Source organism: Haloferax sp. KTX1, from assembly GCF_902410085.1.
In the GTDB taxonomy this organism is placed as follows: domain Archaea; phylum Halobacteriota; class Halobacteria; order Halobacteriales; family Haloferacaceae; genus Haloferax; species Haloferax massiliensis.
The window spans coordinates 234,290-249,118 of the sequence record NZ_CABPRH010000002.1 but is presented as its reverse complement, the minus strand read 5'-3'; the positions used below and the strand labels follow the sequence as shown (position 1 = coordinate 249,118).

Below are 14,829 nucleotides of genomic sequence, written 5' to 3'. Positions count from 1 at the left end.
CTCACTCCTCGGCCTCCTCGCGGGCGGCGTCGACTAACTGGCCGGCACCGCGGTCCCGGAGCGCCGCCGCGAACTCGCTGGCGGCGTTGGCGTGGTTCCCGACGGGGAGGTCCCGCGAGGTCTTGATGGACTCCGAGCCGTCGGTCGCGAGCACCTGCACGTCGACGTGGACGTGTTCGCCCTGCAGGAGGGCGTGGACGCCGACCGGGGCGATACAGCCGCCGCCGAGTTCGGCGAGAATCGTTCGCTCGACGGTCGTCTCGACGCGGGTCCGCGGGTGGTCGAGTTTGTCGCGGATGAGGTCGATGACCTCCGAATCGGACGCCGTCACGGCGATGGCTCCCTGTCCGGGCGCGGGGACGAACGTCGTCCGCGGCAGGCGCTCGTAGTTCACCTTCTCGGTGAGGCCGCTTCGCTTGAGGCCCGCCTCCGCGAGGACGATGGCGTCGTACTCGGTTTCGACCTTCCGGCCGAGGGCCTGTCGTTCGAGTTCGGTGAGCCCCTCGAACCACTCGTCTGCGGTCTCGTCGAACGCCTCGTCGTGGTCGGTCTTGCCCTTCTTCGCCTGTCGTTCTTTGTCGTTTTCGACGCGGGCCTCGTGTTCGCGCTGGAGGTGCGTCGCCAGCAGTTTCTCGATGCGGGTGTCGACGTTGCCCCGGAGCGGTTCGACTTCGAGGTCCTCGCGGTAGTTCAGCAGCTGGGCCTGTCGGCGGAGCGACGACGTGCCGACGACGGCTCCCTCCGGGAGGTCGTCGATGTCGTGGCCCTCGGCCGTCACGAGCACGTCGCCCGCCGGCGCGCGCTCGGGCACGCCGGCGACGACGAGGCCGGCGGGCTTCTCGGTCGGCATGTCCTTCATCGAGTGGACCGCGGCGTCGACCTCGCCGTCGAGGACGCGCTCGTCGAGCGCGCGGACGAACGCGCCGGTCTTGCCCAGTCGGTGGATGAGTTCGTCCTGAATCCGGTCGCCCGTGGTCTCGACTTCGACGAGTTCGACGTCGAGTCGGCGGCCCGCGAGCGCCCCCTGCACGCCCGCGGCCTGCGCGCGAGCGAGCGCCGACCCTCGCGTCGCCAAGCGAAGTGTTGTAGTCATACGCGTCAGTCCGGCCCCCGCGTTGAAAAGCCCACCAGTTCGCTCCCGCGCGCCGGGCCGAACCCGAACGGAAGACCGATACAGTCCCCGCGCGACGACCCGGACGATGCCCGCCCTCGATTCGGCCGTCCGGCAGGTCGGCGACCTCGTCGTCGTCGCGCTCCTCCTGTTCGGCCTGACCTCGGTCGTCGCGCCGCTCGACCTGTTTCTCTCGTCGGTCGGCGTCGAGCCCCCGTGGTTCGCCGGCCTCGTCTCGGCCGCGCTCGTCGCGCTCGCGCTCCTCCTCGCGCGCCCCCTCCGACTTCGCCTCGTCGCCCGCGTCTGGGGTATCGGTCTCGTCGTGACCGCCCTCTGGATTCCGCTGTTGATTCTCCTCGAACTCCACGGGAATCCGGTCGGTATCCTCGTCTCGTGGGCGGCCTGTCTCGGCGTCGGCGTCGCCCTGACCTACCCGCCGCTGTGGCGGGCGGCCGAGGCGCGGTTCCGGGTCGAGTGAGGATTCGTGTCGAAGTACCGAACAGTTATCGGCCTCCGCGGCGACGACTTCGACGTGAACAGGTCCGCTCGTCTCGCCCTCATCTTCGGCGTCGCGTTCGTCGTCGCGCTCCCGCTCGGATTCATCTTCGCGCCGGACCCGACCGGCGTCGTCCCGCTTTTCCTCACCGCCGGACTGGCCGCCGTTATCGGACTCCCGGCGTACCTCGGGTTCGCTCGGGCGAGCGGGTCGGAGTCGTGAAAAAAGCGCGCGGCCGGTGAATCGTCGATTCGGGTTATAGCGCCGCTTTGTACGCTTCCAGCGTCTCCTCGATGTCCTCGTCGGTGTGGGCGTAGGAGACGAACTGCGACTCGAACTGGTTCGCCGTGAGGAACACGCCGTGGTCTTTCATCTCCTGCCAGAAGACGCGCTCCCAGCGGTCGGTCTCCGCCTTCGACACGTCCGCGCCGGTCTTCGGACAGGCGTCGTAGTTGGGACACGACTCGACCTGCGCGCAGCCGTCGGCGCAGGCGTCGGCCCGTTCGGCGACTCCGTGGCGCGTGAACACCGTCTTGAACATCGAGTCCGTGCCGACGACGGTGTACTCGGGGGCCTGGTCTTCGAGGATGTCCGTGATGCCCGCCCGAAGCTTCTCGCCGAGGCGGTCGACGTGGTCGTACACGTCGTTTTCGGCGGCGTACTTCAGGTACTCGTGGCCCGCGGCCATCGTGACCGGGTGGCCCGAGAAGGTCCCCGACTGGAACACGTCGCCGCCGGGAGTGAACTGCTCGACGAGCTCGGCCTTGCCGCCGACCGCGCCGACGGGGAAGCCGCCGCCGATAATCTTCCCGAACGTCGTGAGGTCGGGCGTGACGCCGAACTTGCCCTGGGCGCACTGGAGGCCGCCGACGCGGAAGCCGGTGATGACCTCGTCGAAGATGAGGAGCGCGCCGTGTTCCTCGGTGACGTCGCGGAGGGCTTCGAGATAGCCGTCGACCGGGTGGACGATGCCCGTGTTCGCCAGAATCGGCTCGGTCAGCACCGCCGCGATGTCCTCGCCGTGCTCCTCGAACACCTCGCGGACCGTCTCCTCGTCGTTGAACGGGACGGGGATGGTGTGGTCGGCGAACGACGAGGGGATGCCGGGCGTCGACGGCTTCGCGCCGCCCGGACCGCCTTCGACGAGCGTGGACTCCTGTGCGCCGTGGTAGCCGCCCTGCATGACGACGATTTTGTCGCGGCCGGTGACGCCGCGGGCGAGGCGGACCGCCGAGACGGTCGCCTCCGTGCCGGAGTTGACGAACCGAAGCATCTCGACGGAGGGGACGTGCCGCGCGACGAACTCGGCGTGTTCGACCTCGATTTCGGTCGGCGCGCCGTACATCGGCCCGGCGGCGGCGTGCTTCTGGACCGCGGACTGGACGGGTTCGGGCGCGTCGTGGCCGTAGAGAAGCGGCCCGTAGCCCAGCACGTAGTCGACGTAGCGGTTCCCGTCGGCGTCGATGACGTGCGCGCCGTCGCCGCGCTCGACGAAGAACGGGTACGGTTGGGTCGCCCGGACGGAGGAGTTCACGCCGCCGGCGAGCACGGACAGCGCGCGGTCGTACAGCGCCCTTGACTCGTCGTGGTTCATGCGCGGCGGTTCGACCGCTCGCGGGAAAGACCTTACTGGGTCGGCAGCGCCTTCCACCGGCGAACCAGCGGACGGGGAGACGCCCGCCCGACTGGAACACCGGGACCGCGGCGGGCTACCGGGTCGTCCCGTCGGCGGCCGCGTCAGCGTCGTCGGCGTCGCCGGCGTCCTCGACCGACCCGGCCAACAGCAGTCCGACCGCGTCGTTGAGCGCGTGGATGCAGACGAGCGCGACCACGTCGCGCACGAGGAGGTACATGACCGTCGTCAGGAGCGCGGGGACGGCGATTCTGGCGACCGCGCCGCGCTCCCAGCCGACGGCGTGGCTCGCGGTGAACGCGGCGAACGAGACGCCGCCCGCGAGGAGCGGACTGCCGGTGAGTTCGAGCAGTCGCTCGATGGCGTAGCCGTGGAACAGCACCTCCTCCGTGACGCCGGCGGTCCCGGCCACGAACAGTCGGTGTCTGACCGACAGCGAGGCCAACCCCGACAGTCCCTCGTCGAGGCCGCCCACGCCGAGTCGGTCGAAGACGGGCGTCGTCGCCGCGTTCGCGGCGAAGAGGACGAAGACGCCGCCGCCGACCACCGCGACGAACGCGAGCGGGTCGAGCGAGCGACCGGTCATCGAGGACAGCGGCCGCCCCTCGACGACGAGGACGTAGCCGCACAGGAGGGCGAAGACGGCCCACTTGTTGGCGTCGCTGACGAGGAGGTCGGCGCGGAGGTCGTCGGGTTCGGCGATGTACCGGTCGGCGAGCAGGCCGACGGCGGCCATCCCGAACAGCGCGACGGCGAGCCCGCCGAGGACCGCGACAGTCACCACGTGGAGCCACCGCTCATCGTCACGACGCTCGGTGCGGAGCGGAAAAACGGTTTCGCGTGGGTTCGACGCTCGGCCCGCGAGAGGCCCCGGGTATCTTCGACCGAGGGAGGACGCGCGTCGCCCGTCGGCGCGACGAGCGACCGGGACGACCGCGACCGACGACGAGAGAACGGTCGGCGGAGTTCAGACGGCGTCGCGCCCGGTCTTGCCGGTGCGGACCTGCACCGCGCTCTCGACGGGGAGGGTGAACACCTTTCCGTCGCCCTTCTCGCCCGTCTGGGCGGCGTCGGCGATGGCCTCGACCACGTCGTCGGCGGGGATGTCGGCGACGACGCACTCGATTTTGACCTTCTGGTGGAGGTCGACGGTGTACTCCTCGCCGCGCCACTGGCTCTTTTTGGCGGGCTGGGAGCCGCGGCCGGAGACGTTGGTGACGGTGAGCGACGGCGCGCCGATCTCGGCGAGCGCGGTCTTCACGTCCGAGAGCTTGTCGGGGCGGATGACGGCCATCACGAGTTTGATGTCGCCGTCGTTCGGAAGGTCGGAATCACTCATGGGTTAGTCCTCCCGTCCCGTCGTCATGAATCCATCCCCGCTCGGGACGCCGGAGCCGTCGGTGCGGATGCCGGTGTCGGCGTCGGGCGAGCCGAACTCGGGGTAGGTGTCGACGCCGTGTTCGGCCGTGTCGAGGCCCTCGCGCTCGTGGTCGGAGGAGACGCGGACCTGTCCGACGGCGCGGAAGCCGCCGAAGACGACAGCGGTCGCGACGAACGTCCAGATGGCGATGACGCCGACGCCGAGGACCTGCGGGACGGCCAGCGAGACGAACGACGCGCCGTCGTGCCAAAGCGGGACGGCGAACACCGGGTAGAGGAGCGTCCCGAGGACGCCCGCGGAGCCGTGGACGGGGAAGACCGCACAGACGTCGTCGATTTGGAGCCGTTTTTCGACGAACTCGAAGACGACCGGGAGCTGCGCGCCGGCGAGGAGGCCGACGACCAGCGCGCCCGGCCAGACGATGTCGTCGGCGATGGCGGTGATGCCGACGAGGCCGGCGAGAACGCCGTTCGCGACGTAGAGCGTGTCGACCTTGCCGGTCTTGTACATGGCGACGCCGCCCGCGCCGAGTGCGCCGGCGGCCATGCCGAGGGTGGTCACGAGGGCGACGCGGCCGACGTAGGCGAACGAGCCGAGCGTGACCCCGCCGTCGGCGTACGCGAGGGGCGCGGCGGCGGTGCCGACGTTGAAGCCGTACCAGCCGAACGCGAGGATGAGCGTGCCGAGGACGGCGAAGGTGATGGAGTGGCCGGGGATGACGTTCGCGGTGCCGTCGGGCTTGAAGCGGTCCATGCGCGGACCGATAATCCACGCCGCGGTGAGGCCGGCGATGCCGCCCATGCCGTGGACGATCATGCCGCCGGCGAAGTCGTGGAAGCCGAGCGCGTCGAGGAAGCCGCCGCCCCACGTGAAGCCGACGACGACGGGGTAGATGACGCCCGCGATGAGGATGGTGTACGTGAGGTACGCGCGGAGCCGAGCGCGGCCCGCCACGGCACCGGAGACGATGGTGGCGGCGGTCATGGCGAAGACGGCCCCGAACAGCCAGTCGACCCACGCCGTCGTCGCGGAGGCGTCGGGCGCGTAGAGGCTCATGAACGCCTCGGTGATGTCGGTGATGTCCAGCGCGGAGCCGCTGGTGAGGGCGGCGATGATAGACGACACGGCCGCGCCGAGCAGGAAGAACACGATGACGCCGATACTCCACGTCAGCAGGTTCTTGGTCAGTTGGTTGGCGACGTTCTTCGCGCGGACCTGCCCGGCTTCGAGCATGGCGAAGCCGGCGTGCATGAAGAAGATGAGGAACGTGACCGTGAGGACCCACACGAGGTTCACGCCCTCGACGACCGTCGCGAGGTCGGTCTGCAAGGGTGTCAACATACGGTGCCTCCGGCGAACGGTTCGAGTTCTGAAGTTGGACAGTCGTTCATATTGGTGCTCGATTCGCGACCGAATGTCTCGCGAACCATGTGAGATGCTATCTACAGACGTTCATATAACGGTTCGCGTTGACAAACGTCTACAAAAAGGGGTTCTGAGAGACATACGTCCGATATAAGGGGACATATGTGTTGTATAAGGGCGTAAGGTTGGCACTCGGAGAACAAATGTTGCCACGCAATCCTACGAACGTAGTGTCGGATTAGTAATAGAATCGGTCGGGGGCGTTCGTCGAACCCCGGTCGGATGCGCACTCGCGCGGACCGCGGCGAGAGCGGCGAAAGGAGACGTCAGGTCGGTTTCGGTCGTCCGTGCGCGCTCAGACCGCCGGATTGCCCTCCTTGCCGGTGCGGACTTGGACCGCGCTCTCGACGGGGAGGACGAATATCTTCCCGTCGCCTTTCTCGCCCGTGTGGGCGGCGTCGGCGATGGCCTCGACCACGTCGTCGGCGGGGATGTCGGCGACGACGCACTCGACTTTGACCTTCTGGTGGAGGTCGACGGTGTACTCCTCGCCGCGCCACTGGCCCTTCTTGGCGGGCTGGGAGCCGCGGCCGGAGACGTTGGTGACGGTGAGCGACGGCGCGCCCGCCTCCGCGAGCGAGGTCTTCACGTCGGAGAGCTTGTCGGGGCGGATGATGGCCATCACCATCTTGATGCCCTGTTCGTCGGCCTCGTCGCTCATTGGCCGTCACCTCCGTTGGCTTCGACGGTCTCGTCTTCAACGACGCCGCCGTCGGTGCGCACGTCGCTACCGCCGTCGGTCGCCGTGGGCGAGCCGAGCGCGCCGTCGGGGCCGGCGTCGCCGACGAATTCGGGGTAGACCGAGACGCCGTGTTCGCCGGCGTCGAGGCCTTCTTCTTCCTCTTCTTCCGAGACGCGGAGGCCGAAGATGGCGTCCGTGATGGCGAAGACGATTGCCGATGCGAGGATGGTCCACGCGGCGATGACGGCGACGCCGACGACCTGCATCACGAGCTGGGTGCCGGAGAAGCCGCCGACCGCGAAGACGGGGATGAGCGCCGTACCGACCGCGCCCGCGACGCCGTGAACGGCGAAGACGCCACACACGTCGTCGATTTTGAGCGAGTCGACGGTCCAGCGGTACGCGGGCAGGACGATTGCGCCGCCGAGCGCGCCGAGGACGAGGCCGCCCCACCACGTGACGTGGGGGACCGCGCCGGTGACCGCGACGAGACCGGCGAGCAGGCCGTTCGCCATCCAGAGGGGGTCGGGCTTGCCCTGGTAGCTCGTCGAGACGAGCATCGCGGCGACCGCGCCGGCGCCCATGCCGAGGGTCGTCACGAGGGCGACGCGACCGAGCGCGGCACCCATGAACTCCAGACCGCCGCTTTCGGTGGCCGCGAGGACGGTCGCCTGCGTGCCGACGTTGAAGCCGTACCAGCCGAACGCGAGGATGAGCGTGCCGAGGACGGCGAGCAGCATCGAGTGGCCCGGGATGGGCTGGCTGTCGCCGTTCGAGTCGAAGCGGCCCTTCCGCGGGCCGACCATCTTCGCGCCGACGAGGCCGGCGACGCCGCCGCACATGTGGACGACGGTCGCACCGGCGAAGTCGAGGTAGCCGACGCCGAGGGCGGCACCGATGTAGCCGCTTCCCGAGAGGAGGCCGCCGGACCACGTCAGGCCCTGCACGACGGGGTAGATGATTCCCGTGATGGTCGCCGCGAAGACGATGTACGCGCGGAAGTCCATGCGTTCTGCGACCGCGCCGGAGACGATGGTGGCGGCGGTCATGGCGAAGACGGCCCCGAAGAGCCAGTCAATCCACGCGCCGGAGTCGCCGATGTACGAGAACGCGGCGGCGGCGTCGAAGCCGCCGGGCGACGTGAGGCCGCCGACGATCGTCGCGACCCCCGCGCCGACGAGGAAGTAGACGAGCACGCCGAGCGCCCAGTCGGTCATGTTCTTCATCAGCACGTTGCCCACGTTCTTCGCGCGTACCTGCCCTGCCTCTAAGAGCGCGAAGCCCGGCTGCATGAAGAAGATGAGGAACGAGACGACGAGGATCCAGACGTAGTTGACCCCCTGCGCGATAACGCTCGGGTCGACCTGCAGCGGAATCACGACTGCCCACCCCATGCGGTCTCCGGTGACCGTTCAGTTACTTTTGCTCCGTATCCGTGTGGATTCTGGTGCTTCATCACGGTTCGGCTTCATGGTGAGTCAGTACATAAAGTGTGGGGTTGATTTTGTCAAATTTAGCGGGGCGTAATACCACAACTGCACAAAATAGGCTAGAATATTACGCATATAAGGTTGTATATCGTCCAGGGATTTTGATATTCGCGGAACTTCTGTGGACGAACGTTCAGGAAAATGTTGCCTGACAAGTGTGTTTTGGCCGTGCGCACCGCGGTATCGTGCCCCGTGGTTCGGCGTTCGAACGTGGCGTTTGCGAGCGGCCGCCCCGCGCGTTCGACACTCAGTCGAGGGTCCGTGCCACGCGTTCCGCGAAGTACGTGATGATGAGGTCCGCGCCCGCCCGCTTCATCGACAGGAGCGACTCGCGGGCGACCTCGTCGAGGTCGAGCCAGCCCTTCTCGGCGGCGGCGTGGAGCATCGCGTACTCGCCGGAGACGTTGTAGGCGGCGACCGGGTGGTCGTAGCCCTCGCGGACGGCGCGGACGATGTCGAGGTACGGGAGGCCCGGCTTGACCATCAGCACGTCCGCGCCCTGTTCGACGTCGAGGGCGACCTCTCGCAGCGCCTCGCGGGCGTTCGCCGGGTCCATCTGGTAGTGCCGTCGGTCGCCGAACGCCGGCGCGCCGTCGGCCGCGTCGCGGAAGGGCCCGTAGAAGGCGCTCTCGTATTTGGCGGCGTAGGACATGATCGGTATCTCGTCGTGGCCGGCGTCGTCGAGCGCGGCGCGAATCGCGCCGACCATGCCGTCCATCGAGGCCGAGGGCGCGACCATGTCAGCGCCCGCCTCGGCGTGGGAGACGGCCGTCTCCGCGAGCAGGTCGAGGGTCGGTTCGTTTTCGACCGTCAGCGTCGGGTCCGCTTCGGCGTGGTCCTCCAGCACGCCGCAGTGGCCGTGGTCGGTGTACTCACAGAGACAGACGTCGGTGATGACGTAGGCGTCCGTCTCGGCGGTGATGGCGCGGACGGCCTCCTGTACGACCCCGTTTCGCGCGTGCGCGCGCGACCCCTCGGGGTCTTTCGACTCGGGGATACCGAAGACGATGACGGCCTCGACGCCGGCCTCGCGCACCTCGGCGACGCGGTCGGCCGCCTCGGCGACGGGCACGCGCTCGTGGCCCGGCATGGACTCGATGGGGACGCGCTCGTCGGTCGTCGCGTCGACGAAGACGGGCGCGACGAGGTCCGTCGCGTCGAGCGTCGTCTCCGAGACGAGCGGGCGAATCCCGTCGGTTCGAAGCCTGCGGGGACGGTCGGTGAACTCCATACGTCGGGTTCGGTCGGCGGCGGCAAAATGCCGTCGCTCCCGTCGTGTCGCGCCATGTTATCCAAACCATAATGAACATGATGCCGCTCGAAGCACGCGTAGCCATGAGCGCTTTCACCGCCCAACTCCCCGACTTCCTCCGGGACCTCCTCGCGTCCGACCTCGCCCTCGTCGCCCTCTTTTTCGTGTTCGTACTGGAGGGCGCGATGCTCCTCTATATCGCGCCGAGCGAACTCCTCGTGCCCGGGGCGCTGGCGCTGGTCGGCGAACGACTGTTGATACCGATACTCGCCGTCGCCGTGCTCGGCGCGACCGTCGGTCAGGTCGGGCTGTTCCTCGTCGCCAAGCGGGGCGGCCGCGAGTACCTCCTGTCGCGGTCGTGGTTCCGCGTCGGCGAAGACTCCCTCGACCGGTTCGACGGCTGGTTCGACCGCTGGGGCCCCGTCGTCGTTCCGCTGAGCAACGCGATGCTGTTCACGCGCGGGATGCTCACCGTGCCGGCCGGGCTGTCCGGGATGTCGGCGAAGCGGTTCGTCGCGCTCTCGGCGCTCGGGACCGTCGTGTTCGAGAGCGCGCTCGCGGCGCTGTACGTGTTCGGTGGACAGGTGCTCGCGTGAGCGGACGCGGGGCCGCGCGCGGCGACCCGGCGCGGCGGCGGTAGGCGGGCGTTAGTGGAGGGACAGCGGTGGGGCGGCCGTCACTTTGTTCGGTTAATATCGAGTTTTTCCTTCAGGGCGGCGAGTTCCTCGGATTCGGCGAGTTCCTCGACCCGCTTGCGGAAGTGTCGCTCGCAGAGGCCGACCTTAATGTGGTCTTTCTCGGCGGCGTATGCGGCCTCACGGTCGCAGTAGTGACACTGCATACCGCCCCTTCAGTTCCGATAGGATTTAACTCTACGCCCCACGGCACGTTCCGTGTTATTCACGGACTAACACGGTTAGAGACCGTCTACCGCCGCGGCGAACCGGGCGAAGTCGGTCTCCGGCGGCCCGGCGCGGCCGAGCGTCTCGTCGTGGGCGTCGCTCCCGCCCGTGGCGAGCAGGCCGTAGCGCTCGATGGCCTCGTCCACGAGGTCGCGGTCGACCGCGAACCCGTAGGGGTAGTAGCGCTCGACGGCGTCGAGGTCGGCACAGAGTTCGAGCGCGCCGGCGGGGTCGCGGTAGCGAAACGGGTGTGCGAGGCCGACCACGTCGCAGGCGTCTCGCAGGGCCGCGACGCCGTCGTCGAACGTCGGGAGGTCGCGCGGGACGTAGCAGGGGCCGTCCGCGCCGATGAGTTCGTCGAACGCGCCCTGGTAGTCGTAGGGCGCGTCGCTGGCGTCGATTGCGCGGGCGACGTGCGGCCGGCCGACCCCGTCGTGGATGTCGATGTCGAGGTCGACCCCGGTTTCCGCTTCGACCGCCGCGACGATCTCCCGCGCCCGCTCGACGCGGTTGCGCTGGAGTCGGTCGACCGTCTCGACGAGAGCGGGCCGCTCCCTGAGGCCGTAGCCGAGGAGGTCGACCCGGCGGTCGCCGGCGTCGACGCGCAGTTCGATGCCGCGGACGACTGTCACGCCGTCGCGTTCGACCACCGGCGCGTCGAGGTCCGGGTGGTAGCGGTCGTGGTCCGTCACGGCCACCACGTCCACCCCGCCCGCGCGGGCGGCGTCGGGGAGCGCGTCGACGGTGAGTCGACCGTCCGAGGCGGTCGTGTGGAGATGGAGGTCCGCGACCGGCGGGCTGTCGTCCATGCGTCGTGGTCGGGGCGAGGGGGAGACAAACGTTGCGCCCGAATACATCATTAAGGACAATTAAGGACTCCAATGCCACTAATCAAATACATGGAAAATCATTAAGAATGTGGGAGGCCCAGCTGTGGGTGTAATGCGCCTGAACGGACTCGGCGACGCCATCGATCGCCACGAATACCCGATTAGCTCGACCGACTTCGCCCAGCGGTACGGCGACAAAGTAATCGAGCTACAGAACGGCCAGGAGACCGTCGCACAGATTCTGGCCCGTCTCGGCGACGAGACGTACACGTGCCCGCAGGACGTGCGGGACGCCCTCTTCACCGGCGTCGGCCACGAGGCGATCGGTCGTCGGTACTACAGCGACCGCGACCCGTCCCCGCTCGGTGAGAACGGACCAGAGATGGTCTCGTTCTGAGGTCGGTTCTCGTCTCACTCCGATTTTCTTTCTGACCGCGACCCCTGAGCCGTCGGCTCGGCGTCTCGCTCGTCGAGTCGTCGACGACCCGTCAGTCGGAGAGCCACGGCAGGTCGACCGGAACGGACCCTTTCGAGTAGCCTTCGACCTGCCCCGACGGCCGGAGGCGGAAGACGACGGCCGGCCGGTGCCGAACGTCGGGCTTCTCGCCCATGATGGCGGCCCAGTCGTCGTCGGGGAACGACGAGCAGTCGACGAACAGCGTCACGCCGCCGCCGTGTTCGGCGAGTTGGCCCTCGCCGTTGGTCTTGGTCTGGGCCGTGTCGCGAATCGCGGCGACGGGGTTGCTCACGGAGCGTCGGTTCGGCGGGAGCGGGCGCGTCACCTCGATGAGCGCGCCGCCCGCGCGGGTGTTCTCGGCGCGGAAGTCGATGGAGTGGCCGGTCGCCACGGCGATTTCGGGCGTGATGTCGTAGCCCGCCTCGTCGAGGAGGTACGCCACGTCGAACTCGCCCATCGCCGCGGCCATCCGTATCGGGTCGAAGTACTCCGAGGTGCCGAGCTTTCCGGCCATGACCTCGCGGTACTCGTCGAGGACGCCCGTGGCGAAGAACGACTCGTAGAACGCAAGCGCCTCCTCGCGGGTCGCGTCGGGGAAGCCCGCCGCGTGGTCGTGGAAGAACTCGCGGGTCGTCTCGCGGCCGTCCTTCGAGAGGAACACCGGGAGGAAGAACCACGAGAGGTGCGGATAGGGCTTCAGCCACGGCGACTGGTCGAACAGCTCGGCGATGAGTTCGCGCTGGGCCCACCGGGAGATTTCGAAGGGAGCCTCGTCGAAGCCCTCCTTGTCGGTCCGCCACAGCGAACTCGGGGTCTCGGTGTTGCCTATCCAGTAGGCGTGGTCGTCGGTCCACGCGAACAGCGCGGTGTCGCCGTTGTCCATGTCGAACCGTCGGGCCTCGTAGCCGTCGGGCGGTGCGTACCACGGCGCACCCATCTCTGCGCCGAGGTTGGCGTCGAGCGGCTGGAAGACGTCGCGGGCGATGCGCGACTCGTCCCAGCGTCCGGGGGCGTAACGAAAGCGAAGCGGGCGTGCCACACACGGTGTAGTTCGGCGATTGCTTTTACCCTTTCCCGCCGCGGCCCCTGATTTCGGTTCCGTCCACCCCGCCTCCGAGCTCAGGAACCCCGAACCCTCACGAATATCACGATTGTGAATCGCTCCGATAGTTATATGTGCTACAGTCACACATGGTAAGTCGAACCATGTCAATGGGGGCATACGACGAAGCCGAACACGAACGCCGCGAGCGGATGACGAGTCAGGTCGAACCCGGCACCGACGACGACCGGAAGACCTACCGCGGCAGTGTCGAGTACGACTCCGGCGACTCGACCGACGCGCTGCTCGAACAGTTCAAGCGGATGAAGTCCGACGACTGACCGTTCCCCTCGTCCTGTTCCTGCGTACCCTCACGTCCTCGTCAGCGCCGCCGCCGTCACCGAGACGACGGTCACGGCGACGACGTGCCCGCCGACCGCGAACAGAAGCACCGGCTGGTCCGCGACGAACGGGAGCAACAGCACCTGCGCGACCGCGAAGCCGACGTTCAGGAGGTTCACTCGCCTGACCGTCTCGGCGGTCGGGCCGTCGAACCGATAGCGGACGGCTCCCCAGAGGCCGACGACGGCCGCCCACCACGACGTGCCGATTCGGTAACAGAGGTCCCAGAGCACGAGCAGCGTCAGGTAGACGACCACGACCGGCGGTTCCGGGCCGAACAGCGTCGTCATGAGCGGCGTTCCCGGTTGCTGGGGGTCGAAGACGAACAGGTGCGTCACGAGCGCGACGAACGCGAGCACGCCCAGCACGACCTCGATGCTCGACCCGAAAAGCAGGCGTCGATAGGGCGCGGGCACTCTCGCGGCGCGGGTCCACTCGCCCATGCGGAGCATCACGACGCTCCCCGCGGCCGCGACGACGATGGCCGCGGTGCCCGCGACCGCCGCGGCCCACAGGTCGTACACCCACGCGAAGACGAGCACCGCGACCTCGAAGACGGCGATTTGGAGGGCGATAGCGCCCGCCTCGCCGATGTTCACGCCCGGGAGCGCGCCGACGATGCTCTCGTACACCCACGTCTCGCCGTACTCCGGGGCGTCGTTCATGTCCCGCTCCTACGGCCCGGCGGTATATCAATCGCCGCCGCGCTCGGGGCGCTCGGGGCATTCGGGGCACGCGGACGGGCGGTTCGCGTCCCGTTCACGTCGGGGTCGTCGACGCCGGCTCTGCGGCGTGTCCCCGCAGTTCGCGCTCCTCGCGGAGCGCCCGCTCGACCGCGGCGTCGAACGGCGTCTCGTCCACCGCGACGATGTCGCGGATGCGGTCGTCGCCGACGACGACGGGGTTTTTCAGCCCCTCGATGAGCGGCCGGGCGACGCCCGTGTCCACGTCGGTCACGAGCCCGATCCAGTACGACGAGAGCCGCGGCGTCAACACGGGGACGGGGACGATTCGGGGCGCGTGGCCCAACTGCGCGCCGACGCGCTGGAGCATCTCGCGGTAGGTGAGCACGTCCGGGCCGCCGATTTCGTAGGTCTCGCCCGCCGTCTCGGGGTGGTCGAGGACGCCCGCGAGGTAGGCGACCACGTCCGCGATGGCGACGGGTTGACACCGCGTCTCGACCCACTGCGGCGTCACCATGACCGGCAGGCGCGTGGCGAGTTGCCGGACCATCTCGAAGCTCGCGCTCCCCGCGCCGACGATGATGGCCGCCCGGAGGGTCGTCAGTTCGGGCGCGCCCGACGCGAGGATGTGTTCGACCTCGCGGCGCGACCGCAGGTGCGCCGAGAGTCGGTCGCGGTCCTCGCCGAGGCCGCCGAGGTAGACGATTCGCCCGACGCCGGCGGACTCGGCGGCGTCGACGAAGTTGCGGGCGGCGAGGCGGTCGCGCGCCTCGAAGTCGCCGCCGGCGTGCATCGAGTGGATGAGGTAGTACGCCGCGTCGACGCCCGCCATCGCGGGGGCGAGCGTCGCCGGTTCGAAGATGTCGCCTTCGACCACCGCCGCGCCGGGCGGACCGTCGTAGCGCGCCGCGTCGCGGACGAAGACGACCACGTCGTGGCCGGCGTCGAGGAGGAGGGGCACGAGGTGCCGGCCGACGAACCCGGTCGCACCGGTCACGAGCACTTTCATGTCGTACGATAGCGCCGCTCACGACGTTAACGTG

The 14,829-nt window shown here is 68.6% G+C and carries 18 protein-coding genes; 5 read left to right on the top strand and 13 right to left on the bottom strand.

Annotated elements, in window-relative coordinates; translation table 11 throughout:
• Nucleotide 1: 1 nt before the first annotated feature.
• Nucleotides 2-1,075 (bottom strand): hydroxymethylbilane synthase, encoded by a 1,074-nt coding sequence (gene hemC, locus FY251_RS05525; RefSeq protein WP_187367353.1) that lies wholly within the window; start codon nucleotides 1,073-1,075, stop codon nucleotides 2-4.
• A gap of 124 nt (nucleotides 1,076-1,199) precedes the next feature.
• Here hemC and FY251_RS05520 point away from each other — a divergent pair, with 124 nt between their 5' ends.
• Together FY251_RS05520 and FY251_RS05515 are read left to right on the top strand one after the other, a co-directional pair.
• A complete protein-coding gene (locus FY251_RS05520) occupies nucleotides 1,200-1,589 on the top strand; it encodes a hypothetical protein (protein WP_148413809.1) in 390 nt (129 codons plus the stop codon).
• 6 nt (nucleotides 1,590-1,595) lie between these two features.
• Entirely contained in the window at nucleotides 1,596-1,829 is a 234-nt protein-coding gene (locus FY251_RS05515) for a hypothetical protein (RefSeq protein WP_148413808.1), read from the top strand.
• Between the two features lie 34 nt (nucleotides 1,830-1,863).
• On the opposite strand, the gene FY251_RS05510 is transcribed toward FY251_RS05515, so the two are convergent.
• The 7 genes from FY251_RS05510 to hemB form a co-directional block, all read right to left on the bottom strand.
• Entirely contained in the window at nucleotides 1,864-3,201 is a 1,338-nt protein-coding gene (locus FY251_RS05510; RefSeq protein WP_148413807.1) for a glutamate-1-semialdehyde 2,1-aminomutase, read from the bottom strand.
• Nucleotides 3,202-3,316: 115 nt separating this feature from the next.
• Entirely contained in the window at nucleotides 3,317-4,024 is a 708-nt protein-coding gene (locus FY251_RS05505) for a CPBP family intramembrane glutamic endopeptidase (protein ID WP_148413806.1), read from the bottom strand.
• 183 nt (nucleotides 4,025-4,207) lie between these two features.
• A complete protein-coding gene (locus FY251_RS05500; RefSeq protein ID WP_148413805.1) occupies nucleotides 4,208-4,579 on the bottom strand; it encodes a P-II family nitrogen regulator in 372 nt (123 codons plus the stop codon).
• Nucleotides 4,580-4,582: 3 nt separating this feature from the next.
• The gene (locus tag FY251_RS05495) at nucleotides 4,583-5,962 is read right to left on the bottom strand and encodes an ammonium transporter (protein ID WP_148413804.1); all 1,380 of its coding nucleotides are present in this window, start codon (nucleotides 5,960-5,962) and stop codon (nucleotides 4,583-4,585) included.
• 379 nt (nucleotides 5,963-6,341) lie between these two features.
• Nucleotides 6,342-6,707, bottom strand: coding sequence for a P-II family nitrogen regulator (locus FY251_RS05490; protein WP_148413803.1), 366 nt, complete (start codon nucleotides 6,705-6,707; stop codon nucleotides 6,342-6,344).
• On the bottom strand, nucleotides 6,704-8,122 hold the full coding sequence (locus tag FY251_RS05485) for an ammonium transporter (RefSeq protein ID WP_148413802.1): 1,419 nt from the start codon (nucleotides 8,120-8,122) through the stop codon (nucleotides 6,704-6,706). The genes FY251_RS05490 and FY251_RS05485 overlap by 4 nt, the downstream gene beginning before the upstream one ends.
• A 343-nt stretch (nucleotides 8,123-8,465) precedes the next feature.
• Nucleotides 8,466-9,449 (bottom strand): porphobilinogen synthase, encoded by a 984-nt coding sequence (hemB, locus tag FY251_RS05480; protein WP_148413801.1) that lies wholly within the window; start codon nucleotides 9,447-9,449, stop codon nucleotides 8,466-8,468.
• A 104-nt stretch (nucleotides 9,450-9,553) separates the two neighbouring features.
• On the opposite strand from hemB, the gene FY251_RS05475 reads away from it, so the two are divergent.
• Entirely contained in the window at nucleotides 9,554-10,066 is a 513-nt protein-coding gene (locus FY251_RS05475; RefSeq protein ID WP_148413800.1) for a DedA family protein, read from the top strand.
• Between the two features lie 80 nt (nucleotides 10,067-10,146).
• On the opposite strand, the gene FY251_RS22485 is transcribed toward FY251_RS05475, so the two are convergent.
• Together FY251_RS22485 and FY251_RS05470 are read right to left on the bottom strand one after the other, a co-directional pair.
• Nucleotides 10,147-10,311: a DUF6757 family protein gene (locus FY251_RS22485; RefSeq protein WP_004045157.1), complete on the bottom strand. Its 165-nt coding sequence runs from the start codon at nucleotides 10,309-10,311 to the stop codon at nucleotides 10,147-10,149.
• Between the two features lie 75 nt (nucleotides 10,312-10,386).
• A complete protein-coding gene (locus FY251_RS05470; RefSeq protein ID WP_148413799.1) occupies nucleotides 10,387-11,181 on the bottom strand; it encodes a PHP domain-containing protein in 795 nt (264 codons plus the stop codon).
• A gap of 133 nt (nucleotides 11,182-11,314) precedes the next feature.
• On the opposite strand from FY251_RS05470, the gene FY251_RS05465 reads away from it, so the two are divergent.
• Nucleotides 11,315-11,599 (top strand): hypothetical protein, encoded by a 285-nt coding sequence (locus FY251_RS05465; RefSeq protein ID WP_004968845.1) that lies wholly within the window; start codon nucleotides 11,315-11,317, stop codon nucleotides 11,597-11,599.
• 91 nt (nucleotides 11,600-11,690) lie between these two features.
• Here FY251_RS05465 and FY251_RS05460 read toward each other — a convergent pair whose 3' ends face one another.
• Nucleotides 11,691-12,698, bottom strand: coding sequence for a DUF5784 family protein (locus FY251_RS05460; protein ID WP_148413798.1), 1,008 nt, complete (start codon nucleotides 12,696-12,698; stop codon nucleotides 11,691-11,693).
• A gap of 167 nt (nucleotides 12,699-12,865) precedes the next feature.
• Here FY251_RS05460 and FY251_RS22480 point away from each other — a divergent pair, with 167 nt between their 5' ends.
• Nucleotides 12,866-13,042: a DUF5786 family protein gene (locus tag FY251_RS22480; RefSeq protein WP_004968847.1), complete on the top strand. Its 177-nt coding sequence runs from the start codon at nucleotides 12,866-12,868 to the stop codon at nucleotides 13,040-13,042.
• Nucleotides 13,043-13,072: 30 nt separating this feature from the next.
• Here FY251_RS22480 and FY251_RS05455 read toward each other — a convergent pair whose 3' ends face one another.
• Together FY251_RS05455 and FY251_RS05450 are read right to left on the bottom strand one after the other, a co-directional pair.
• Entirely contained in the window at nucleotides 13,073-13,768 is a 696-nt protein-coding gene (locus FY251_RS05455; RefSeq protein ID WP_148413797.1) for a hypothetical protein, read from the bottom strand.
• 94 nt (nucleotides 13,769-13,862) lie between these two features.
• On the bottom strand, nucleotides 13,863-14,795 hold the full coding sequence (locus FY251_RS05450; RefSeq protein WP_148413796.1) for an NAD(P)H-binding protein: 933 nt from the start codon (nucleotides 14,793-14,795) through the stop codon (nucleotides 13,863-13,865).
• Nucleotides 14,796-14,829: the final 34 nt, after the last annotated feature.